The sequence below is a fragment of the Sanyastnella coralliicola genome (genome assembly GCF_030845195.1).
Lineage (GTDB): Bacteria > Bacteroidota > Bacteroidia > Flavobacteriales_D > Sanyastnellaceae > Sanyastnella > Sanyastnella coralliicola.
In genome coordinates, this window is sequence record NZ_CP132543.1 from 2,612,261 (window position 1) to 2,636,208 (window position 23,948).

Annotated in this window: 17 protein-coding genes; 6 read left to right on the forward strand and 11 right to left on the reverse strand. The window is 47.5% G+C overall.

The window, feature by feature from the left end; translation table 11 throughout:
• Positions 1–224 precede the first annotated feature (224 nt).
• The 5 genes from RA156_RS10880 to bioD all read left to right on the forward strand — a co-directional run bounded on the left by RA156_RS10880 (position 225) and on the right by bioD (position 4,159).
• Positions 225–668 carry a DUF1573 domain-containing protein gene (locus RA156_RS10880; RefSeq protein WP_306640086.1) on the forward strand — a complete coding sequence of 148 codons (444 nt, stop codon included), beginning with the start codon at positions 225–227 and terminating at the stop codon, positions 666–668.
• Positions 669–675: 7 nt separating this feature from the next.
• Positions 676–1,047 (forward strand): DUF1573 domain-containing protein, encoded by a 372-nt coding sequence (locus tag RA156_RS10885; protein WP_306640087.1) that lies wholly within the window; start codon positions 676–678, stop codon positions 1,045–1,047.
• A gap of 44 nt (positions 1,048–1,091) precedes the next feature.
• Complete coding sequence (locus RA156_RS10890) at positions 1,092–2,132, forward strand: SIMPL domain-containing protein (protein ID WP_306640088.1); 1,041 nt, start codon at positions 1,092–1,094, stop codon at positions 2,130–2,132.
• Between the two features lie 200 nt (positions 2,133–2,332).
• A complete protein-coding gene (locus RA156_RS10895) occupies positions 2,333–3,457 on the forward strand; it encodes an aminotransferase class I/II-fold pyridoxal phosphate-dependent enzyme (protein WP_306640089.1) in 1,125 nt (374 codons plus the stop codon).
• A 15-nt stretch (positions 3,458–3,472) separates the two neighbouring features.
• The gene (gene bioD, locus RA156_RS10900) at positions 3,473–4,159 is read left to right on the forward strand and encodes a dethiobiotin synthase (RefSeq protein WP_306640090.1); all 687 of its coding nucleotides are present in this window, start codon (positions 3,473–3,475) and stop codon (positions 4,157–4,159) included.
• 224 nt (positions 4,160–4,383) lie between these two features.
• On the opposite strand, the gene RA156_RS10905 is transcribed toward bioD, so the two are convergent.
• The 5 genes from RA156_RS10905 to RA156_RS10925 all read right to left on the reverse strand — a co-directional run bounded on the left by RA156_RS10905 (position 4,384) and on the right by RA156_RS10925 (position 12,988).
• Positions 4,384–6,375 (reverse strand): T9SS type A sorting domain-containing protein, encoded by a 1,992-nt coding sequence (locus RA156_RS10905; RefSeq protein ID WP_306640091.1) that lies wholly within the window; start codon positions 6,373–6,375, stop codon positions 4,384–4,386.
• A 29-nt stretch (positions 6,376–6,404) separates the two neighbouring features.
• Positions 6,405–9,212, reverse strand: coding sequence for a TonB-dependent receptor (locus RA156_RS10910; RefSeq protein ID WP_306640092.1), 2,808 nt, complete (start codon positions 9,210–9,212; stop codon positions 6,405–6,407).
• Positions 9,213–9,344: 132 nt separating this feature from the next.
• Positions 9,345–9,557, reverse strand: a complete 213-nt coding sequence (locus RA156_RS10915; RefSeq protein ID WP_306640093.1) for an RNA-binding S4 domain-containing protein — start codon at positions 9,555–9,557, stop codon at positions 9,345–9,347.
• A complete protein-coding gene (locus RA156_RS10920; protein WP_306640094.1) occupies positions 9,557–11,977 on the reverse strand; it encodes an alpha-ketoacid dehydrogenase subunit alpha/beta in 2,421 nt (806 codons plus the stop codon). The genes RA156_RS10915 and RA156_RS10920 overlap by 1 nt, the downstream gene beginning before the upstream one ends.
• 90 nt (positions 11,978–12,067) lie before the next feature.
• Positions 12,068–12,988, reverse strand: coding sequence for a pseudouridine-5'-phosphate glycosidase (locus RA156_RS10925; protein ID WP_306640095.1), 921 nt, complete (start codon positions 12,986–12,988; stop codon positions 12,068–12,070).
• Between the two features lie 52 nt (positions 12,989–13,040).
• Between RA156_RS10925 and RA156_RS10930 the strand changes: the two genes are divergently transcribed.
• Positions 13,041–13,574, forward strand: coding sequence for a hypothetical protein (locus tag RA156_RS10930; protein WP_306640096.1), 534 nt, complete (start codon positions 13,041–13,043; stop codon positions 13,572–13,574).
• Here RA156_RS10930 and obgE read toward each other — a convergent pair.
• The 6 genes from obgE to RA156_RS10960 all read right to left on the reverse strand — a co-directional run bounded on the left by obgE (position 13,571) and on the right by RA156_RS10960 (position 23,945).
• Positions 13,571–14,575 carry a GTPase ObgE gene (gene obgE / locus RA156_RS10935; RefSeq protein ID WP_306640097.1) on the reverse strand — a complete coding sequence of 335 codons (1,005 nt, stop codon included), beginning with the start codon at positions 14,573–14,575 and terminating at the stop codon, positions 13,571–13,573. The two genes, RA156_RS10930 and obgE, sit on opposite strands and share 4 nt — an antisense overlap.
• A gap of 9 nt (positions 14,576–14,584) precedes the next feature.
• Positions 14,585–15,160, reverse strand: a complete 576-nt coding sequence (locus RA156_RS10940; protein ID WP_306640098.1) for an adenylate kinase — start codon at positions 15,158–15,160, stop codon at positions 14,585–14,587.
• Positions 15,161–15,290: 130 nt separating this feature from the next.
• Positions 15,291–18,647, reverse strand: coding sequence for an alpha-amylase family glycosyl hydrolase (locus tag RA156_RS10945; protein ID WP_306640099.1), 3,357 nt, complete (start codon positions 18,645–18,647; stop codon positions 15,291–15,293).
• Between the two features lie 112 nt (positions 18,648–18,759).
• Entirely contained in the window at positions 18,760–22,749 is a 3,990-nt protein-coding gene (locus RA156_RS10950; protein ID WP_306640100.1) for an ELWxxDGT repeat protein, read from the reverse strand.
• A 55-nt stretch (positions 22,750–22,804) separates the two neighbouring features.
• Positions 22,805–23,506: a hypothetical protein gene (locus RA156_RS10955; protein ID WP_306640101.1), complete on the reverse strand. Its 702-nt coding sequence runs from the start codon at positions 23,504–23,506 to the stop codon at positions 22,805–22,807.
• 94 nt (positions 23,507–23,600) lie between these two features.
• A complete protein-coding gene (locus tag RA156_RS10960) occupies positions 23,601–23,945 on the reverse strand; it encodes a hypothetical protein (RefSeq protein ID WP_306640102.1) in 345 nt (114 codons plus the stop codon).
• Positions 23,946–23,948 lie beyond the last annotated feature (3 nt).

The window sequence follows — 23,948 nt, forward strand, 5'->3', positions numbered from 1 at the left end:
GACGGTGGACGGAATCTAAACTTTAAACATTCCACGTTCCACATTCCACTCCCCTACATTCCGCGATCCGCGATCCGCATTCCGGGATCCGCATTCCGCAAACCACCGTCAACCGTCAACCGTCAACCAAAACCCCGCTGTTAATGTTTTGTTAAAGCCCGAACCATCTGAAAAATTTGGCGTTAGATTTGAAGTGTACAAGTTGCAAACCGAAAAACAACGTCATGAAACAAGTACTTTATACCCTTTTCTTCCTTCTTGCAGTAGGATTCACTGCAAATGCACAAGAAGTAACTAATGGTCCTGTGATCTCATTGGACAAAGAAATTCACGATTACGGAACAATCCCTCAGGGAGCTGACGGTGGATGTGAGTTTACAGTAACAAACACTGGAACTAGCGCATTGACAATCACTCGTTGTAAAGGATCTTGTGGATGTACTGTACCTAAGTGCGACAAAGCACCTATCAACCCAGGAGAGACATCTTCGATTTCTGTGAAGTATGACACAAAGCGTATCGGCCCTATCAACAAGTCGGTAACGATTACTTCAAACGCGGTGAATGAGCCTACGAAGGTGATCCGTATCAAAGGTAAAGTAGAGGCCGAGTCTGGAGCTGGAGCTCCTGTGAAGCAGACTGCTTCTGGCGCACCTGTAAACAAGTAATCATCAGATGCTGAAGAGCACTGTACTGATACTATGCACACTTTTGAGCTCCGCTCTTGCGTTCGCGCAGGAAGCGGAGCTTTCTTTTGACCATAAGGTGCATAAGTTCGACAAGGTCGAAGAGGGGGAACAACTCGAACATGTTTTCCCATTCACCAACACCGGTGATGCTCCCCTGATCATCACGAAATACGATGTAGAATGCGTTTGTACGAAGGCATTCTTCCCAAAGGAGCCTATCCTTCCAGGTGAAAGCGCTGAAGTACGCGTCACCTTTGACACCGAAGGAAAAATCGGCTGGCAGTACCGTACGATTAAGCTGTACTCAAATTCGAAAAATCCGGTCACAGAAATTGAGCTTCGTGTGAAGGTGAAATGAACCTTCCAGTGAATGCGGTGTACGGAACACCAAAATTCACTGATATGAAAAAGCTCCTCCTGTTGATCGTCTTGATCGCGATCTCCCCTCTCCTTTCGGCGCAAGCCTCAGGAAACATCCTTTACAACGAAACAAGCCGTTGGGCTGCTCAAGCACAACAAGTGGCCCACCCGAAGGCTGCTCAGCCCAATCAAGATCACATGGTGATCGACATTAACGGACTGATCAACGTGAAGGCTGATTCGTACCTGGCCATCTTCCACGTTGTTCAAATGGGCGAAACTGCAGCTGAAGCTGATTCATTGGTTTCTGCTCGTATTGAGGGCTTCCGAAACATTATGATGAAGGAAGGCCTGAGAGAACAAGACATTCTTCCAGACATGTTGAGCTTGGTGCCAGTCTATGAAGTGGCGGTGACCAAGAAGCTCTTCACTAAAAACTACACGGAGATTCCTGCTGGATTCGAAATCCAGAAAAACCTACACGTACATTTCACAGATGCAGCTATGCTCGACCGTATCGTAACGGCAGCTGCCATCAACGAAATCTACGATCTCATCAAGGTTGATTACTACGTCAAAAACCACCGTGCATTCTACGACAGCCTGCGCATGGAAGCCATGGCTGTGCTTTCTGATCGCATCGAACAATTGCAAGACCTCGGTATTCCGGTAGGAGAAGAATGGCGTCAAACAAGTGATCGCCAAGGTATCTTCTTCCCACTTGAACGCTATGTGAACTACAAGCCCGTAGTAAAAACAGGCATCGAAGCCATCCAAAAACGCAAGCGGGATGAAGTAGACACCATCACCGCTGAGCAGCGTTCAACCGTCTACTACAACAAGGTAGGTTACAACGGTTTCGACTTTGTGATCAATCCAGAAATCATTGAACCGGCCGTTCAATACACCTACAATCTCCAAGTACGCCTCTTCATCGAACGTCCAAAAGATGAGCCGAAAGAGGAAGTAGTGGTGGCCAAACCAGAACCCGAAGTAAAGATTGAAGTTCAAACGCGGTACATTCTGGTTGATCAAAATGGGAATGTGAAGGAGTTGCCATACGCAGCAGGTAGAAAGCCGTAATTCAGGCCTAGATTATCCGGCGTCCGGCGTCCGGCATCCGGATCTTACATCCCGCGATCAGCGATCCGCATTCCGCGATCCGCGATCCGCAATCCGCAATCCGCGATCCGCAATCCGCAATCCGCGATCAGCGATCCTCACCTGAAGATTTTCCGTCTACCGTCCACGGTCAACCGTCTCCCATTCCCTATCTTCGCTGCATGCTGAAAGCTCTGGAAAATGCCTTGGAAAAACGACGGGAGGAAGACCGTTTGCGTATGCTACGCGACGAGCTTCCTCCCGTTGATTTTTCTAGCAATGACTACCTCGGCCTTGGTGCGGAGGAAGTCAACCTCTCAGCAGACCGAAGTAGTGCTTCTTCCTCTCGCAGCATTACCGGTAACTACCCTCGCTTGCGGACGCTAGAGACTTTTCTTGCGGAGCGCTTTCAAGGAGACGAAGCCACCTTCTTTCAGTCTGGTTTTGAAGCGAATCAAGCCTTGTTCTCGATGCTGTCTGATCTTGGTGTGACCGTTCTCTTTGACGAGTACATTCATGCGAGCATTCGTTCTTCTTTATTTCGCTCTCGCGGAAAAGCGTGGTCGTTCAAGCACAACGACCTCACGGATCTCCGAATGAAATTGGAGCGCAGCGAAGGGGAATGCGTGGTTGTTACCGAAGGACTATTCAGCATGCATGGCGATTCGCCTGACCTCGAAGCTATCTCAGCACTAAAGTCTGAATTCGATTTCGCCTTGATCGTTGATGAAGCGCATTCCAATGGATTCTTTGGTGAGCATGGTATTGGAACTTCCGAGTCTCAGGATGTCATCGCAGATGTAGATGTTCGCATTCAGACTTTTGGAAAGGCCTTCGGAATACAAGGAGCCGCCATTGTGCAGAAGCGAGAATCGCGTTCCGCCGTTAGGCGAGAAAAAACATCAATCAAAGAAGCCCTGGCAAACTTCTCTCGTCCGTTTATTTACACTACTGCGCCTTCGCCGCTTCTCACTGAATTGTGTTTTCACGGCCTGCGCAGATGGGATCAAGCGCAGGAGCAGCGCGAGTTATTGGGTGAGAACATTCAGCACTATTTGATGCGCGCGAAAGATTACGCCGAGGCGTCAATGAACCGCGGACAGGTACAGTTTTATTCAGTTGGTGGTAATCGTGCAACCCTTCAATGCTCGCAGGCGTTTTCAGAACGAGGCTATGATCTGAAAGCGATTCTTTCACCTACGGTTCCGGAAGGACAGGAAGGTCTAAGAATCTGTCTTCATGCCTTTAATTCGAAGGCGGAGATTGATGCCATCTTCGACATCTTTGATTACATTAGAACAAACTGAACTTAAATCTACTCGATGGAATATTTTGTTTCTGGAATTGGGACGGATGTAGGGAAAACAATTGTTTCAGCTCTTCTATGTGAAGCACTCCAGGCAGATTACTGGAAACCAGTTCAATCTGGAGACCTAGACAACTCCGATAGCAAAACAATCAGGTCATTAATCTCTGATGATCTCCACATATTTGACGAAGCTTACCGATTAACCACTCCTGCATCTCCGCATTATTCAGCTGAGGTAGACGGCGTACGCATCGAGCCAGCTAAAATTCATCGTCCGGTCAACCAACGTCCGCTCATCATCGAAGGAGCAGGTGGCTTGCACGTACCATTGAACGATGACCAAACCATCCTTGATCTATTAATGGTCTGGGACATCCCTGTGATCCTAGTGAGTCGTAATTACCTCGGGTCTATCAATCACACGCTTCTTTCCATCGAAGTACTTCAGCAACGCGGTATTCCTATTGCCGGTGTCGTCTTTAACGGAACTCCAACCCCTTCATCCGAAGAGGTCATCGCCAAATACTCAGGCATCACCGTCCTCGGACACATCCCTGAAATTGCGAACCCAGACAAAGATGTTATCCGCTCCCTAGCCATCCGCTGGAGAGAAGAACTCACCCGCAAGTTGGATGAACGCCATCCGATGAATGTGGAGATGGAGAAGAAAGTCCGTTTGTTGGTAGAGCGAGGGGCTTAGTTTTTCCGGCGTCCGGCGTCCGGCGTCCGAGCTTTTAACTCGTTGCTACCGCGATCTGCGTTCCGCGATCCGTATTCCGATTCCGACGTCCGGCATGCGGCGTCCGAACTTTTAACTCATTGCTACCGCGATCCGCGATCCGCATACCGCATACTGCCTACCGCTTACCGCCTACAAAAAAGGCCACCCGAAGGCAGCCTTTTCATGTCATCTTTTGCAGTTGATTACTTCTTCACGAAGCGCTCTACTACAGTTGAGTTTCCTGATTGTACACGTACGGTGTAAACACCAGTGTTCCAAGCTTCAACATCGATTTCCGCGCGAGTTGCGTTGATGTTGATGCTTTCGATCATACGTCCGTTCATGTCGAAAATCTCTACGTACTCGATGTTCTGATCAGCAGTCAAGTTCAATGACGTTGTTGCTGGGTTCGGGAACATGTTTAGTCCGATTGAATTCACTTCTTCGATGTTTACGAAAGTCTGTGTGATCTCTAGGCAGAAGTCACCAGTCGCAGGCTCAGCTCCGAATCCAGTGTAGTCGTATCCGTCTACCATGATGTAGTACTCAGTACCAGCGGTAGTTTCGATCAATACTTCGCTGTAGTAGTCACCGTTATCGAAATCGATGTCTTCGTTACAAGCAACAGGACCTAGATCAACACAAGGACCTTCGTAGATCGCCATCTGCGTATCACCTTCGAAGAATTCAGCAGTACCACCACAATCGCTTGTAGAGATGTTGTACCACTCACCGTCTCCTGTGAATGTGAACCATACAGTAGACTCAATGCTAGGTGCTTCGTTGTTGTTGTCTTCGAAACAATCGTAACCGATATCAAGATCTTCAGCTGTTGCACCTACGTTCGTGTAAGTATCAGACATCTGTGTTTGATCTTCTCCTTGACCGAATAGTGGGTTCACGTCAATCGCGTTATCACATAGGTCGTTCTCAGGAGCTCCAAGAGCACATGGGTTGTCAGGAAGGTTCAATGCACACATCATACGAGGCGCAGCGTACGCCTGGATTGTATCGATGAATGTACGCGCCTTCATTGCTGTCATATCAGGGTTTGTTGCGAAACCAGCTGCACTGTTCGGGTTGTTGTCTGGATCCCAGAATTCCCATGGTGCTGTATCAGCTTCGAATCCTTCTGGACGAACGAACGGGAAGAGACCATCGTATCCGTCGTTGTCTTCGTCTGCAGCTGCAGTGAATGGATCACCGAAGTCAGTAGTAGCGAATACGTCGTTGTTTCCAAGTGTAGCACAAAGTTGCTGAACAAGGTAGCTACCCTGAACCTCTACTACAGGTAGGTTTACACCTGGTACGATTACGATTCCTTCCTCGTAAGGAGCGAATGGATCTGAAGGTGACTGGAATGAGATGAATGGACCATCAGTGTCATCTAGCCAAGAGATGTCTCCAAGTGCACCACCCATGTTTACACAAACACCGAAATCAGAATCGTATCCTGGGTGGTTTACGTAACATAGAGTATCACCATCAAGTGGATTCACACCGAAAGATGTTCCGAAGATGTCTCCGTTCACCGATTCGATTACCATTGGAATTGGGTTTCCGTCGTTCTCCAAAGTGAACTTAGGAAGTAGGATATCAGTGTAATCATCTAGCGTAGATGCCGCCAAAGAGATGTAACCACCTGTTCCTTGTCCCCAGATCGCGATGCGCTCTGTGTCAATTCCGAACTCGTTTCCGTTCTCTTCAGCATCCATGCGGAAGTAACGAGCGCAAGTACGTGCATCCTGAACACCGCGGTAAGCAGCGTTGATCAGTGTATTCACACGCTCTTCCTGTGTTTCAGCAAGTGGGTTCCATCCTAGACGGTAATCACAGCTTGCTACAACGTAACCCATACGAGCAAAACGGTTACAAATCTCAACAGTCGCTGAATCTGTACGAAGTCCGCTTGGTGATAGGTTATCAGGGTGAGGTAGGAAGTTTCCAGTGTGGAAGTAAAGAATCAATGGACGCTCAGATTCAGTATCGCCAGATGGCTCATAAACATCCATGATTAGGTCTTCAGGAATTGCTTCTCCGAAGATAGCGTATGCAAGAACAGAAGCGTTCGTACCGTACTGAACATCAGTAGTTACTTCCACTTCATCAAAGATCTCCTCGAGGTAGCGCTGCGCGTTCATTTGCGTTGCACCCACGAGAAGCATCATTGCCATAAGAGTAAAGATTTTCTTCATAAGGTTGACTTTATATTCAATTCAAGTTATTAAAGCGTTTTAAGTTCGTAGAGGATTGAGAAGTAACCCAGTCTCCCTACACGTGGACCACCAAAGGTTTGAATCTGTTGGTTGTCTAGGACGTTTGATGCCCCCACTTTGAAAGTACAGTTGATCTTGTCAACGTAGTAGTTCACCTGTGCATCCACTAGGTCGTAGGTTGGTACGAATCCGGTGAACTGAGGTGATCCTTCAAAGATGAAGCCTTGGATCCATTTGTAGTTGATTCCGAAGCCCCACTTGTTCTTCTTACCCCACTTAGAGTCAAGGTCACGAGCGCTCAACGAAACATTGTACTTATGCTCCGGTGTATTGAACGCAGGGATAATCGGATCATCTTCGTCAGCTGTTACCAGCTGGTTCCAAGAGTAGTTTCCTGCAACTACAAAGTTGTTATTCAAATAGTAATTAATTCCTATGCTAAAGCCTTGAGTACGAACTTTGCTTTGTGAATTAGCTGAATAACGGAATACCTGAAGGTCTGTTGGAAGACCGTTATCGCTAAATACAGCATCGATTCCGATGTTGAATCCGATGAAGTCTGTGTACTCCGAGAAGTAGTATCCCGCGTCGATATACGTCTTCTCTCCTAGGCTTGTGCGGTAACCTACTTCGAAGGTGCGCACCTGTTCAGGCTTGATAGGTCCGATGTTGAAGTATCGGAGGGTATCAGTATCCAAGGTGTTACGATAATCACTGAAGCTTTCTAGGGTAATCAAGCTATCTACCCCATTCAAGTTTCCAGAAAGAATGGCCGGACCTACATCAAGGAATAGGTATTGGTTAGCAAGTGTTGGATTACGTAATGCACTTGAGAAAGAGAATCGCAGGTAATCGGTCTCTCCTGGCTTAATTACTAGCGACGCTGCCGGACTAATCACCAAATCGAAATTCTGGTTCTTATCGAATCGGATGGTACCGCTGAGGATGTATTTGTCCTCTTTAAACTTCTGCTCCACTCCCATGTAAGCACCCCATTCATCATTGGTAATCTTCGTACCCGCGGTATCTACGAGAATGGTTCCATCAGAGTCTGGTCGGTACATTCGATAATTGGCCCCGACTCGAATCTGGTCAATAAAGGTTGGCTCGAACAAATACTCCCCGTGGAAGTGGTAGAGCGCAGAACGGTCATACAATCGTGTTCCTCCCTCTAATTCGTTGTTCTTTGAGCTCGTTAGTTCCGTAAACAATGAGTTGAATTCAGGAGACCCTGGTTCTAGGTAACCTGTTTCCGGAATCCCTGGAATTCCAGAGTTGCTGGTATTGGTCCAACCTTCTACCAAGCCATGCCAGTGCACAAGCGAATCTTGGTAGGTGTTTGTCCAAACATCCAATGAATCGTAGTTGAACTCGAAGAATGGATTTCCTTCGTCGTCAAACATCAACTCAAGTTCAGGGAAACCAAGATCTTCTGTCATCGGTGAGATACTGTCTTGCCAGAAGCGAACGTACACCTGAGCCCATTCATTTGGATCTCGTGTCTGCTCCAACATTGTCAAGGCCGTTGCGTATGGATCGTAAGAGTTTCCTGCGTCTTCACCGGTCATGTAAGCACGAATGAACCACTTCCCTTTCTTGCGGTACTCCAAACGGTTCTGGTAGAAGACAATGTCACGCAAGCTGAAACGGTTATCACCTTGGTACACCGTAGTACCCGTACTCACGTTGATCGCATAAATCAACTCTGGTGAATCGTACGATTGCTCAGGGTGCGTGCGGAGGTGGAAAGCAGCATTGGCTTTCAAGTTCTTTGTATTGTAGTCAACAAGGTCAATCTCACGGTATCCTGTGCGGTAGAATGTACCCAACCCAGGGTAGTTCCATGGAGCGGAAGTCGAGAAGTCATTTGCCGGGTAGTACTCGTCGCCGTAGATATTGACGGCATCAAAACGGCCCGGATTATCTTCAGGTACTCCTGAGTTGTCAACCGGACCATAGTTCTCTGCTTCCCAATCATTGGCTTGCATGTTGTAGAAGTTGAGTTTCCACGCAAAAAGGTCTTGTCCTTCTTTGTTCTGAACCACTTCAGCATAGCGCACTGCCTGTTCGAACAACTGGCGTTCACCAATCTTCATCGACAACGACAATCCTGGGAAAACAAACGGACTCTTTGTCTCCATGTTAATCACCCCGTTGAAGGCACCTGGACCGAAGTAAGCCGAACTCGCTCCGGCAACAATGTCAACTGATTTCACATCCAGGTCACTTGCTCCGAGGAAGTTTCCAAGTGAGAAGTTCAGACCTGGCGACTGGTTGTCTACCCCATCAATCAGCTGCAACGAACGTACAGGAGAAGTGGAGTTGAATCCACGGGTATTGATCACTTTAAACCCGAGAGATGCACTGGTCATGTCAACCCCTTTGAGGTTTCCGAGACCTTCATAGAAGTTTCCTGAAGGGGCTTCTTTAATGGCGATGGCATCCATTGTTTCTACGGTCAATGGTGCCTGTTTTTGTTTGTCTGAAATTCGTTCACCCACAACCTCTGCTTCATCGATCATAATTTGATCCGCAGAAAGCTTCACATCAACTCGCTTTTTGTTGTCAGCAACGTTGACCTCTTTCAAGGTATAACCGATAAAACTTACTTGAAGTGTGACTGGAAGAGAGGCTACGTCGATCTTGAATTCTCCTTCAAAATCAGTGGTTACACCTGTTGTTGTGCCCTTCACAATGACGTTCGCACTGAAGATCGGTTCTCCCGTCTCAGCGTCTCGAACTGTCCCTCGTACGGTCTGTCCACAAACGGACACGACCACCAACATACATAAACACAGGTGTAAAAATCTCAGCATAGCATTACTCTAAGGCGTCACCAAAATAAGATAACCCCAAGGAAATATAGGTATGTGTGCATAAAAAAAGGCAGTAGAATGTAGCACAAAGCAGTAATGCTATGCTAAATATCGGGTATTAATTGTTGGAATTCAAGCAGATACTACCTTAACCTCCATTCCGTCGAATTCTACAACATCTCCATTGACGAGTTTTCGACGTTTGCGAAGTTCAAGCTCACCATTGACAAATACCAACTCATCTTCCACTACCATTTTGGCAATGCCTCCGCTTGGAACCCACTGAAGCAGTTTAAGTAAGCGAATAAGTTCGATGTAATCTTGCGTGAGTGTAAACTCTTCCATTATCGAAGTGCTGGGAACGAAGCAGGGTCTGATTCTGACATCATACCGTAAACCGCCTCAACGATGTCATCAACACTTGGTTTCGAGAAGTAATCACCGTCTGTTCCGTAAGCCGGAAGGTGTGGCTTCGCTGCAAGTGTTTGTGGTTGGCTGTCTAGGTGGAAGTATGCTCCTTGTACATTCAAGACTTGATCCATCATGTACGCACTTGCCCCACCAGGAACATCCTCATCTACAAAGAGCACCTTATTGGTTTTTTCAATCGATGCTGCGCAAACGTGATCCTTATCAAATGGCAAGAGTGTTTGCACATCTACCAACTCAACATCAATCCCAAGTTCAGCAAGTTCTTTCGCAGCTTGCTCACAAAGATTGAATGTCGAACCGTATGAAATAATCGTCAGGTCACTTCCTTCTTTCACTACCTCAGGTGTTCCGAGTGGAACAGTAAACTCACCAAGGTTCGTTGGTAGTGCTTCTTTCGAGCGGTAACCATTCAAACATTCTACCACAAGTGCTGGCTCATCAGCTTTGAGCAGTGTATTGTACATACCTGCAGCTTGTGTCATATTTCGTGGCACACAAACATTGATTCCTCGCACACTATGAATGATCGCTCCCATAGGCGATCCACTATGCCAAATTCCTTCCAAACGGTGCCCACGTGTGCGGATGATGAGTGGCGCTTTTTGTCCTCCGTAAGTACGGTATTGAACAGTGGCCAAATCATCGCGCATGATCTGTAACGCATAGTAGAGGTAATCGAGGTACTGAATTTCCGCGATCGGACGTAAACCACGCATGGCCATTCCGATACCTTGACCTAGGATTGTAGCCTCACGAATTCCGGTGTCGCTCACGCGAAGCTCACCGAACTGTTCCTGCATCCCTTCCATGGCCTGGTTCACTCCACCAATCTTTCCAGTGTCTTCTCCGAAGGTGAGCACCTCTGGATACATCTCAAAGATCTTCTCGAAGTTCTTGCGAAGAACAATACGTCCATCTACCATTTCTGGATCTGAACCGAATTCAGCTGGAACGATATCGATGTTCTCTACTTGCTGCTCTGAACGAGAGTACAAACGCGCTGAGTAGCGATCATTCATCGTCGCCATCACAGCGTCGTACCACTGAATCATCTGCTGACGCGCAGGAGTATCTTCACCGCGAGTGAGTCGAAGGGTCTTGCGAATCGCCTCCAACATCTCCTTGCGAATAGGGTCCATCACTTTGCCTAAGTCATCGGCAAGTTTTTGGACGAATACTTTATTGCTGCTTGATTCGGCTACTTGGCCAATCAAGTTGACTGCTTCTTGAACTTGTCCATCAACGCTAGCGCGGAACGCAGCCCAAGCTGCTTTTTGTTCCTGACGAACTTGCTTCTTCGCTACTTTGCGAATTTCATCTAATTCATCCTGCGTAGACAAACCACTTTCAACGATGAAGTTTCCGAACTGACGGATACAGTCGAACTCTTCTGCCCACTCGAGGCGTTCTTTCGTCTTGTAACGTTCGTGTGAACCGGAAGTTGAGTGACCTTGTGGCTGTGTCACCTCCTCTACGTGAATCAATACAGGAATCTGTTGTTCACGACAGAAGGCCACTGCCTCTTCGTAAGTTGCCATCAACTCAGGGTAATTCCACCCTTTGACACGGAAAATGCGAATTCCATTGCCTTCGTCACCTTCCGCCTTCGCGAAACCGCTGAGGGCTTCACTGATGCTTTCCTTTACTGTCTGGTATTTCTTAGGCACAGAGATTCCGTAACCATCATCCCAAACGCTCATAGCCATTGGGACTTGAAGTACGGCAGCTGCGTTCATGGTTTCCCAGAACAAACCTTCACTCGTACTCGCATCGCCGATGGTTCCGAAAGCAACTTCATTTCCTTTCTCAGTGAACTGCGTCATGCCGTGCAACGCATCGTTGTGACGGTAGATCTTGCTCGCTTGAGCTAGACCAAGCAAACGTGGCATCTGACCTGCCGTTGGAGAGATATCTGCGGAGCTATTGTATTGCTCCATCAGATTCTTCCAGTTCCCGTGCTCGTCAAGACTACGCGTAGCGAAGTGACCTCCCATTTGACGTCCACCCGAAGTAGGTTCAGCATCAACATCTGGGTGCGCGTACAGTGCGGCGAAGTACTCTTGCACATTCAATTCGCCTAGGGCCATCATAAAGGTCTGATCACGGTAGTAACCCGAGCGAAAATCACCTTTACGAAACTGACGTGCCATAGCTAACTGCGCCACCTCTTTCCCGTCTCCGAAGATCCCGAACTTGGCTTTTCCTGTTAGAACCTCTTTTCGTCCTAGCAATGAAGCTTCACGACTGATACACGCGATGCGGTAATCAGCAATAACTTGTTCTTTAATCTCTTCTTGGGTAAGTGCAGGTGCAGTAAGTGTGTCCTTCGACATATAAGACGGTTTTTAGCTCCCAGATAATGGGATGCAAAAGTACGCCGAATTGAGCAAAAAAGGAAACGAAACCGGCTTCTGATAGGCAGACTAAACAGACTTTAACAGCGCGATCTCGCGTGCAAGTTGTGCTCCAACTTCTGCATTGTGAAGCACTAAAGCCACATTGGATTCCAAGCTTTTTCCAGAGGTATGTTGCTTCACTCGAGAAAGCAAGAACGGGGTAAGGGCCTTTCCTTTAACACCTTGCTTTTCCGCTTCCGCGATAGCGAGTTGAATCGCCTCTTCAATCACCGCATGATCCATTGAATGCTCTTCTGGAATTGGATTCGCCACCAACACACCACCTTTCAAATCGAGGTCCCACTTAGTGGTAATAAACTTCGCGAGCTCGCTGTATGATTCACATCGGTATTCAACCTGACTTCCACTTTGACGACTGTAAAAAGCCGGGAAATCGCCTGTCTTAAATCCAACTACGGGAACACCCAAAGTCTCCAAATATTCTAGGGTTGCCGGAATATCGAGAATGGCCTTTGCTCCGGCACTAACCACAGCCACATTGGTCTGCCCGAGTTCTGTTAGGTCAGCTGAAACATCCCATGACAGTTCGGCTCCGCGATGAACGCCGCCAATCCCTCCGGTCACGAAGACATTGATGCCAGCCATTTCCGCAATGATCATCGTAGCAGCAACCGTCGTTGCTCCATGCTTCTCTTTGCTCACCGCCCAAGCCAGGTCACGTCGACTCAACTTCATCACACCGGCGCTACGGGTTAACTTCAGTACATCATCATTGGTCAAGCCGACTTTGATCTTACCGTCAAGCACGGCAATGGTAGCTGGAATCGCTCCATTATCTCGGATGGCCTGCTCCACCCTTCTCGCCGTATCCACATTCTGAGGGAAAGGCATACCGTGTGCGATAATTGTGCTCTCTAGAGCCACCACCGGACGACCTTCACTCAGCGCCTGAGCAACCTCCTCGTTGATTTCCAACTTTGTTGACATAAATTAGTAATGCTTGACGGAACAAAGGTGAGAATTAAGCGTTGATATAAACATGAACTGGCTCGGAATACTTCTACTAATTATTGCATTGCCTGCATCTGAGCGCCAAGGAGATGAACTCAATTGGGAGAAAGACCGACGTCTTTCCTGGGAAGATTTCAGAACGCGTACAGGTCCTTCGCAACTCTACAAAGCATTCTCTTATACAGGCATGCGCTACGTCGTGGACGCTCCCGACGGTAGGAATATTTCTATTGAAGTCACGCCCTACTTTGTTCACTCAAAATCGTGGGTGCATCACCGTCACAAAATTGACCGACTCCTAGCTCACGAGCAAGGTCACTTTGACCTGACCGCCATTTATGCATTCAAACTCGATTCCATTCTCGAAGAATACGAAGTGGGTATCGGAGAATTCATGGAAAACCGAATGATTGGCCGCGTGGAGTTCCTTTTTGATAGCGTATACGCAGAGCTACAGGTCATGCAAGACCGCTACGACGCCGAGACGAATCACAGTATTATTGAGGGAAAACAAGAAGAATGGGAGGCGTACATCGCCGACCAGATTGAGGCATTGCCTTAGGATCCACCTTCCTCATTAAGCATCTTCCAGATCAAGTCTTTCAGCTGCTGAATTCCATGGCCTGCCACGGCCGAAATAAAGATAGAAGGCACACCTTCAGGAAGCGTCTTCGCAATTTCCTCAGTAAGCTCTTCATCGAGCATATCGCTCTTCGTTACTGCCAGAATTTTGCGTTTGAACATCAGCTCGTCGTTGTACTGCTTCAGTTCGTTCAACAAGACGTTGTATTCTTTTTCGATGTCGTCACTATCCGCAGGAACCATGAACAACAACAACGCGTTACGTTCAATGTGACGCAAGAATCGGTGCCCAAGACCTTTCCCTTCGTGCGCTCCTTCAATAATCCCTGGGATATCTGCCATCACGAATGAACGGTGGTCACGGTATTGAACCATCCCCAAGTTTGGACGAATCGTTGTAAACGGATAGGATGCGATTTCAGGCTTAGCCGCAGACACCACTGAAAGCAAGGTTGATTTACCTGCATTCGGGAATCCTACGAGACCTACGTCTGCCAAAAGCTTTAGCTCAAGAATCTTCCATTCTTCCTTTCCAGGCTCACCTGGCTGAGCGTAACGTGGAGTCTGATTGGTTGACGACTTGAAGTGATCATTACCAAGACCACCTCGTCCTCCTGGAACGAGGATGTACTCTTCACCGTCTTCGGTAATCTCGTGTTGAACCTTACCGGTTTCAGCGTCTTTTGCAATCGTTCCGAGCGGAACTTCCAGGATTTCATCCTTTCCTTGGGCACCCGTTTTTAGGCCGCCAGAGCCGTACATTCCGGCTTCGGCAATTACGTGCTTTCGGTACTTTAAGTGAAGTAAAGTCCAGACATGACGTGAACCACGAATGATGACATGACCTCCTCGTCCGCCGTCTCCACCGTCAGGTCCACCTTTCGCTGTGCGCTTATCGCGGTGAAAGTGCGTTGATCCACCCCCACCTTTTCCAGATCGGCAGCAGATCTTCACATAGTCTACGAAGTTCTCGCTCGCCATTTCTTAGGTTCAAGCAGTCTGATCGATCGCCTCGAACAAACGTTCAGAAATATCTTCAATGCTTCCTACACCGTTGATGCCGATGTATTTGTCTTGACCACGGTAAAAGTCAGCTACTGGCGCTGTTTCGCGGTTGTAGGTATCGATGCGGTTCTGAATGATTTTCGGATCAGCATCATCTACACGACCACTTGTTTCCGCGCGTAAGCGCAAACGATCACGAAGCTCATCTTCAGGAACTTCAAGCGCCAACATGCACGTAATCGAAGTATTGTGTTTTGAAAGGAAAGCAGAAAGCGCCTCAGCTTGTGCAGTGGTGCGTGGGAATCCGTCAAAGATGAATCCCTTTGGATCTTCGTGTTTCAACACTTCCGACTCCAACATGGCAATCGTCACCTCATCCGGCACCAATGCGCCTTTATCCATGTAACTTTTAGCGAGTACTCCAAGCTCAGTTCCTCCTTTGATATTCGCACGGAAAATGTCTCCTGTACTCAAGTGTACAAGACCGTACTTTTCGATCAGGTTCAATGACTGTGTGCCTTTCCCTGCCCCTGGAGGGCCAAATAGAACTATGTTCAGCATGTTTCTGCGATTATCCGTTCAGACAGGCAAAGGTAATACATTGCTTTCTTCTCGTCTAGAATTTGCCTGATTGTGGGTATGAAACTAATCAACATCAGTTTTTCTTCGCCAACGGCGGAATCGGTCGCTCTTAATCCGGACAATCCGTTCCGAAGTTCGAAAGGAAGAGCAAGAGATCGGCTGCGTTGATGAGCAAATCGTAGTTCAAATCGGCCGGACAACTTGGGTCAGGAACACACAACTGCTGCTCCGCATCCCAAATAGTGAACGGGCCACAGAAGTCGTAACCATAAACACATGACCCGTCATCTTGAGAAGCCATTTCGTTGTAGTTCACAGCTGCCGCATCCATACATCCTTCGAAGATGCATGAACCATCATCAAAACTTGCGCTCGGATCGTAGTTAATGGCCGCCGCGTAGATACAACCGGCAGTTCCTTCACATCCAGAACATGCCACACAGCTAGAGAAACAATGCAACGGAATGCTTTCTTCCAATCCAGAAGTTGTAAACCAGCGTTGATATCCGTTGAAGCCATCAGGCACACCACAATCTAGCGGTACGGCCTCAGCCTGACTCCAATCTGTTCCGTTAACATACTTGTACTCGATGTAAGTACCCGCAGGGAAGGTCGTCGTGTAGGTATAAATCTCGTTCCCTTGATTAACCATGAGAATGGAAGTTGGATCCCAACCTTGCCAGTTACCTGCTAGGTGCAGTCCTTCTGGCAAGACACTCGTCTCACTCATATCAACTTGGAAGGTGACATTGTAGACACATGAACCGTCGTCTTCATTGGCGTTCTCATTGTAATTCGCCGCTCCAGGATCGATACATCCAGGGACAATGATCACCGCACAAGCCTCACACTCTCCGAAGCAAACAATATCAATCGACACATCAGACTCTGGAACTGTAAACCCTCGGTTGTCATTGACGGCACATTCAGCTGGAATCGACTCATCCGCACCCCAAGCATTTCCGTTGATGAATTTGTATTCAATCACGGCTGTAGGTACCATGGAAACAGTGTAGCTCCAAGTGCCGTCTCCGTTATCAACCATTGGGTCAGCATCTGGAACCCAGAACTGGAAGTTTCCAGCAAGGTGAACACCTTCTGGTGCTACGGTTTGTTGCGACATATCAACATTAAAAGTGACATTGACAGCGGGCAGAAGACAAGCATCACATGCTTCAAAGCAGTGCAATGGAATAGACTCTGAATTTGCTCCGGTTATCCAAGCGCGGTTGTAGCCACCGAAACCATCAGAAGCACCACAATCAGAAGGAACGACTTCCTCATTCCCCCAGGCATTGCCATTGATGTATTTGTATTCCAGTGTTTGACCGGCTCCAATTTCTATAGTTAGCTCCCATGTGCCATCTCCGTTGTCGGTCATTAAAGAAGCAGAAGGGTCCCACCCTTGGAAGTTCCCGGCGACGTGAACGCCTGCGCCATCCACAACCTGTTCAGACATATCGACTGACATCGTCAGGTTATATAAACAGGAACCATCGTCTCCGTCAGCTGCAGGATCGTAGTTATTGGCATTAGGGTCAGTACATCCCGGCGCAGCGAATAGCGGTGCATTGCCGTCGGTATCTGGAGTCGCTAGTGGCTGGTCTGTGTAGATGTGATATTCACCTGGTTGAAAGAAGAAAGCGGCGTTCAAGTCGTTCACTTCGAACGAGTTTCCGGTGAAGTAATCATACCATGTACCTCCATGAGGGAAACCTGGAACCATGCTGAATCCGAATACGTCGAAGTTCCCTACAACCACCGCATCCATGTTGTCATTGTAGAGGTGCATTCTCTTTCCACTCCCCCCTAGATCAGTGTTGAAGTTGTACGTAGAGAAGGTGTCATGATTCTTCTTGAGGTTATTCAATGCACGCACAACTTTGAATAATTCGAGTCGAGCCGGATCATCGAGGTAATTCCAGTAGGATGGTTTCTCCCCTGTTCGGCATGATGAATTCAAGGTACCATCACCACAGTCTTCAATGCTCACATCGTAGCCGTACTCACCCCATTGCCAAATCATCTTTGGCCCAGGCATGGTGAGCAAAAAGGTGAAGGCCATTTCCATTCGTTGAAGAGCGGTATTGAGGTCTTTCACATCGTAACCACCATTGGCGTTTCCATAGTTCAGGTTCTTGAACATGAGACGGTCATGGTCATGGCTCTCCATGTAGGTCACAAGATTAGGCCAGTTCCATCCACGGTTGGTCCAAGCTCCCCAATTGAGGTCTCCTCCATAGCCCATCACGGCTTCGCCAAAACTATCGTTCATGTCACCCCAGAACATGAAGCCGTTGTTGGCTAGTACGGTCTCTTCACTGTTATCTGCGAAGTGCTCAAGAATCACATACGTTCCAGGGTGTTCTCCCCAAATATGTGCACCATATTCATTCAGAATATCTACTCTTCCTTGATCGTAAGCGTTCCACGCGCCTACATCTTGTCCGGTGTTGTTTTGGGTTAATCCTTTTGAAAGATCAATTCGGTAGCCATCGACGTGGTATTCTTCGATCCAGTAGCTGAAGATTCGTTTCCACAGATCTTTCACTAGCGTGGAACTGTGATCGAAATCATAGCCAACATTGAATGGGTGGGTGGCGATGGTATTGTGCCAAGGATTTTCCGCCGTAGGCGCCCAAAAACCCTGACTATCATCATAGTACATGCGAACCAAACTACTCAAGCCAAAACTGTGGTTTGGAACGATATCCATGATCACTGCAATGCCTCGTTGGTGGCACTCGTCAATCACTCTCTTTAGCTGGGTTTCCGAACCGTAGTATTTGTCTGGTGCAAAGTAGGAGCCCGGGTTATATCCCCAGCTAAGGTTTCCGTCGAACTCTTGCACAGGCATTAATTCAACTGCTGTAATCCCCAAATTCTCTAGATAATCAAGACGATCCAATACGTCTTGGTAGTTCTGACCATCATCCCAATCGCGAATGAGCAACTCGTAGATCACCAAACGATCTTGCGGTGGTCTTTGGTAGCCCTGATCATTCCAAACGTACTCTTCCGGAGAAGTCTCAAATACACTCACTGGCCAATCTGTCTGACCCCAAGGGTATTCAATCATATCTGGGTAGGTAGCATCCGGAATGAAACCGTCATTCCATGGATCAAGAATCAACGTCGCATAGGGATCTGAAACCGCGAGTACATCATCAATAAGGTATTGATAGCGGTACTGAACCCCAGGTTGAAGTCCTGTCAATTCAATCCACCACTTCGTACCATCGTTGGATACATTCAAGAGGTAGTTATCGTCGACTTGCCAATTGGTCATATCACCAATTAAGTGCACCGTTGATTTGTTCGGAGCATGCAGCTGTAAGACAACGCGTGTAGGATCGAGGACATTAATTCCATCGATCACACCACCGGGTGAGTCTTGAATAACAGGAGTTTGGGCGCTTGTAGAAAGCACCAAGAGAAGCGAGATGATCAGTGTAAAGAGTCGCATGTTTTCGGTTGGGTTAGATCGGGGCATTTACGATCTACTTAAAGGTCAGCGAAATGCTGGCCTTTGAGCAGCCACAAAACCTACGTGTACAATTTACACTAAATATTCTTTTCTAGTCGATTACAGAAATGTGCTTTGTGGTCAATCCCTCAAGCACCATCAAATAAATTCCTGCTCGAAGTACAGACAGATCAATGCTCTGACCGCTGCTAACATTGCCTCTCCAGCATTCTCTTCCAAGCATATCAACCAGCACTAGAGCTTTTGGCGCAGAGCTATTGAACTCAATGTACACTTCGTTCTGAGCCGGGTTAGGATATATCTTCCAACTAAGTCCTCCAAGTTCTTTCACTGAATCAACAAACTCCACATCAATCTCTTCTTCATAGGTACAACCGTTCCCGTCAGTAACCCACACGGTGTACGTACCTCCAGCCAATCCTTCAAAGATTCCCGTGCTGTTGGTATTGGCTCCACCATCAATGCTGTAGAGGTAGGTTCCATCTCCCCCTTCGGCGCTAGCCTGAATACTACCATTCGTAGTACCATCGTCACCTGAAGAACTCAAGTCCAAATCCATCGGATCAGGTTCAGGCACATCAATCACTTCAGAAATCTCACAACCGTAATCATCCAAGAAATACACTTCTAGGTCTCCTGCTTCCAGTCCCAGGAATTCACCAAGTGATTGGTAATTCGTTCCATCGATGGAATAGGTCACCTCTCCTAGGATACTCGTTGCTGAGACAACAATGGCGGCATCGTCACTTCCAAAACAAGTCGAAGGAATGATCGTCTCGATCTCGATTTCCGGTGCATACACCTCTTGAGACTGCGTCAAGGAAGTCGAACATTGTCCGTTCGAAGCGGTGAGCGTAATTTCGTACACCCCCGTTTCTTCATAGTTGTGCGAAGGAAATTGCGATTCCGCGCTAGCGTCATCACCAAACTCCCATAACCACTCTGTATTATCATTAAACCCAGTGGTCTGGTTATCTGGGGAATAACTTGAAGACAAACACAACGGCTCATCAGGACCGAAGAAAGAAACCACCGGAGTTTCATTGACCATCACCGTTAAGTTGAGCGTCGATTGACACCCTTGATCGGTGTTCATCGTGAGCTCTACAGAAATCTCTCCTGCTTGACTAAACAGCTTGGTGACTGATTCTCCTTCGAGTGTTGTCTCGTCACTGAAATTCCATTCGTAGGTATCAATATTCCCTTCGGCGCTAGCCACATCAACGGCAAACTCACCTTCATCACCCACACAGAATTCAAGTTGTGGCGCATTGATCTCAGCAATCAGACATCGCTGGTCCACTCGGAAAAGCTCTAAATCTGCACCTTTCGCATAAGCTTGGAAATACAAGTGATCGCCAAACTCAATGTACTCGCGCGGGAAGCTACTTGAGTTCCCCTCATTGATATCATCGACCATGACTGTGCCTTCGGGAGTTCCGTCAGTCTTCCACAATTCGAATCCATGGATACCATCATTCGCTGTGAAGTAGACCTTATCAGCGGCAGTAAAGAAGTTGTGCGGCGACGCTGAACCGTATGGATTAATCTCGAGCAATAGCTGCGAGCCTTCGGCCGTACCGTCTGAAATGAACAATTCATAATCACCGATCTCAGTAGCCCCACCAAAGATGAGTTGGCCGTTGATTTCAGCAATGGTTGGTCTACCATCGAAAATATCGAATACACCGCTGGCTTCACCTTCAAGAATATCTGTGACCATGCTTGTGCCGATCGCCGTTCCATCAGTTCTCCAAATCTCTGTTCCATTTGCGCCGTTATTCGCTGTGAAGTACATCACCCCATCATAAGGCAGGAGGTTTAAGATGTTTGGACTATCAGAACCTGGAGCGATGCTTTGTACCAATCCGCTTCCTTCACTGGTTCCGTCAGAGAAGTAAAGCTCGCGACCTACTGAGGTATTGAACACCGTGTAGAGCACAAGATCTTGGTAGCCTTCGAGCAAGAACGCCCCCCAGTTGTTGCCGCTCAGGTTATGGTACTGAACGAATTCTGTTCCTTCGCTGGTACCGTCAGACTTGTACAATCCCCATTCTGAAGACGTACCATACTGCTCACCGAAGAACCATAGCTGGTCATTGGCGCTGAAGAATTTCTCTGGGGAGATGTCGTAAGTACCAAAGTCATAAACCTTGACTGTACCTTCTTCAGTGCCATCTGTTTTCCAGAGGTCATCACCTGAACCAAAATCATCGGTATCACGCGCAGAAAAGTAGGCTTCGCCATTGTGCACTTCAATGTTAGCGATGTTGTCGTTTCCTGACCACGCATCGAAAAGAGGAACTGCTGTTCCATTTGCATCGTCGAGCACCATCAAGCGTTTCTCGCCTTCAAAAGTAGAGTCAAAGATGAGTTTGTCGTTGACTGTTCTGATTCGGAAGAAGGTTCCTCCGCTTGGTCCTTCATTCACATCTTGGTACAAGAAAGTACCTTCAGGTGTGCCATCAGATCGCCAGAGTTCTTGGCCAAAATCGTTTCCTTCTGCATTAAAGAATAGGTATCCGTCGAAGATGGTCATCTCTCGAATTCTGCTCCAGTATTCTCCTCTCAGACTTGTCAAAGCGCTCGTATTCTCAGGCGTACCGTCAGTCACGTATAGTTGGAAGTTTTCACTTCCTTCCTTGGCCTTCCAGATGATATTCTCACCGAGTTGTTCTAAGAATGACACGTTCAAACTGCCTTCCTCCGGATTCACATTGATCAGCATTTCGGTGCCTTCCTCCGTTCCATCAGAAACCCATAACTCATATCCGAAATCATCAGCGGCACCGAAGTAGAGTTTGCCATCAATCTCCTTAAAGTTGAATGGGAAGCTCCCCTCATCACCTGGGTTCAGATCCCATTCGTTCAGCTCTAAGGTCTCTCCATCGACCACCCAGAGCTCATTTCCATTGTCAGGGCCTTCTGCTCTGAAATACAGGTCTCCATTGAAAACGTGAAGGTGATCCGCTTCATCGTCGTCGTTGTCAGGGTAGATATTGTAGACTACTTCCGTTCCTTCTGTTGTACCATCAGACTTCCATACTAGGTAGCCTTCGTCATCATCTTCTGCTACGAAGTACACTTCTCCGTTGAATGAAACGAGGTCAGATACGTTTGGCTGCCAAGCATCTATGAAGCTTAGCTGTGTGGTTCCTTCTGCTGTCCCATCCGTAACCCATAAGTTTCTTCCGTCTGTGGACTGGGCAGAGAAATAGAGCAATCCATCATGAATCAAGAACGAATTCGGTACGGCTGAAGACGACCCTGGATTGACGTTATCTACTTCGTTGGTTCCTTCTGTGGTTCCGTCAGTCTTCCACAGTTCATTTCCAATGTTTGAGTTCCAGCAAGTGAAATACACCTCATCATTGTACACGAAGTAGTTCGTTGGACCGGAACCGCTTGAACCTGACTCAATATCCTTGACCAAAACCGTTCCGTCAACCGTACCATCGGTTTTGTATAGCTCTTGGCCCGTGTTATTTGCCAACATGCTCAAGTACAAGGTTTCGTTATGAACGAAGCCATTGGCGAACCCTACGTTTTCATCTTCATCGAATGCCTTAAAGAATTGCGTACCCTCTGGTGTTCCATCGGTTGTCCAGATCGCACCATTCGGGTGTTCATCTGTTCGAGTGGTGAAATAGCCAAGGCCGTTCAATTCAAAGACTTTTGAAGCACCTCCATTTTCACCACCTAAAAAGAAATCACCGAGCAAGATAGTTCCTTGTGGTGTGCCATCTGTAAAGTATAATTCCTCCCCAGTCCCAGTGCCTTGTGCTCGGAAGAACACACCAAAAGAGGTGGCCGAAAAGTCCTCTGGATCAGACCATCCATTTCCGATGAGAATATCGAGAAGAATCTGTGTTCCCTCTTCTGTTCCATCGGTCACCCATGGCTCCCTTCCTCCGTCAGCGGACCAACCTGAATAGATATACAAGTCGTTCCACTTCACGCCCGGATCAGGATCATGCGAAGACGATGTGGCTGTGGTATTGATGTTCTTAACAAGCTCTACTTCCTGCGCTTGAGCGTAGAAAGAGACCAAGAGAGTACAGAGGATAGCTAAGCGTTTCATTCTCCCAAGTTACACCTGAAAAAGGAGTCTGCAATGACGCTTTTGTGCTAACCTTTTAATCCTCGTAAGGATCCATCAACCCCGCTGGTTGGTACTCTTGCTTTTTCCAGAATTGCCCCAAATTGACGCTGCCCTCATATTCTTGAGAATAAACCACGGTTGGTTTCGGGTCTTCATCATTGTACCACGCCGCGAATGACTTCGGGTAATAGGTGACAACGATACGCAATTTGGTTTTAAACTCGCCAGTAAAGACGGGTGCTGTGAACTCCCAGAAATGATCTTTCGGGAGCCATAAAGTGTGGTAGCTATTCCCGCACCAACTTGAAGGCAGGTATTCGATATCTGCCCATTGCCCTTTGTCATTGATGGCTTGAATTTTCATTTCCAGCCGACTGTCTTGGGCAGCGAAGGTTATGGTATCGTCTGAGCAGTTATAGAGATATACTTTCATTCCTTTTGACAAATCGTAGAAGCTGCATTCCTCCGTTTGATCTATCAATATACCCACTCCTGGTTCGGGTAGCTCAGACTCATCGATTTTGTGGAAATCATTCCCAGAGCCTCCCCATCCTCCAAGGCCGTCATATTTCATATCCCTTGGTGATGAGGCATAGAAATGCCCACGAAACAAATAGTCGATATTCAAAGGTTCGGTTACGTTCGGAGACTCTACCGAAGGAGGAATCGAAGGGTGTTGACCATGAACTGATAAGACTAAGAGTAGACAGGCACCAAAAATTGAGAGTGTACGCATGATGTGTAGTTTGGTGATACAATTACAACGCTGTACACTGGATGCGTATTACAAGTTCATTCCATAAAAAAAGGGAGCTCGAAAGCTCCCTTCTTTACATTTTCTCAACTGCGTTTAAGATGACCAGCATCCCTCTGCCGCAATCATTTGGATGCGGCATCCGGGTAGATTGAAATTTGAATTTCAATCGTGTCCCAGGTTTGCTCAGTTTCTTATCCAGTTCTGCCGGATTGAGGAGTGCCGATTCTCCTTCTGCTTCATCGAGCTTTATGAGAATCTCACATCCATCTGCAGCGTAGTCATCGATTACTGTGCCTGTTGCCCAGCCGTCAAGTGACTCTTCTGAAGACGGTGTACCTGCACCGGCCATTTCTTCTTGTTGTTTGCATGCTGTCATAGAGAGCATGGCAATGATCGTAAGGATAAAAAGTTTACGCATGGT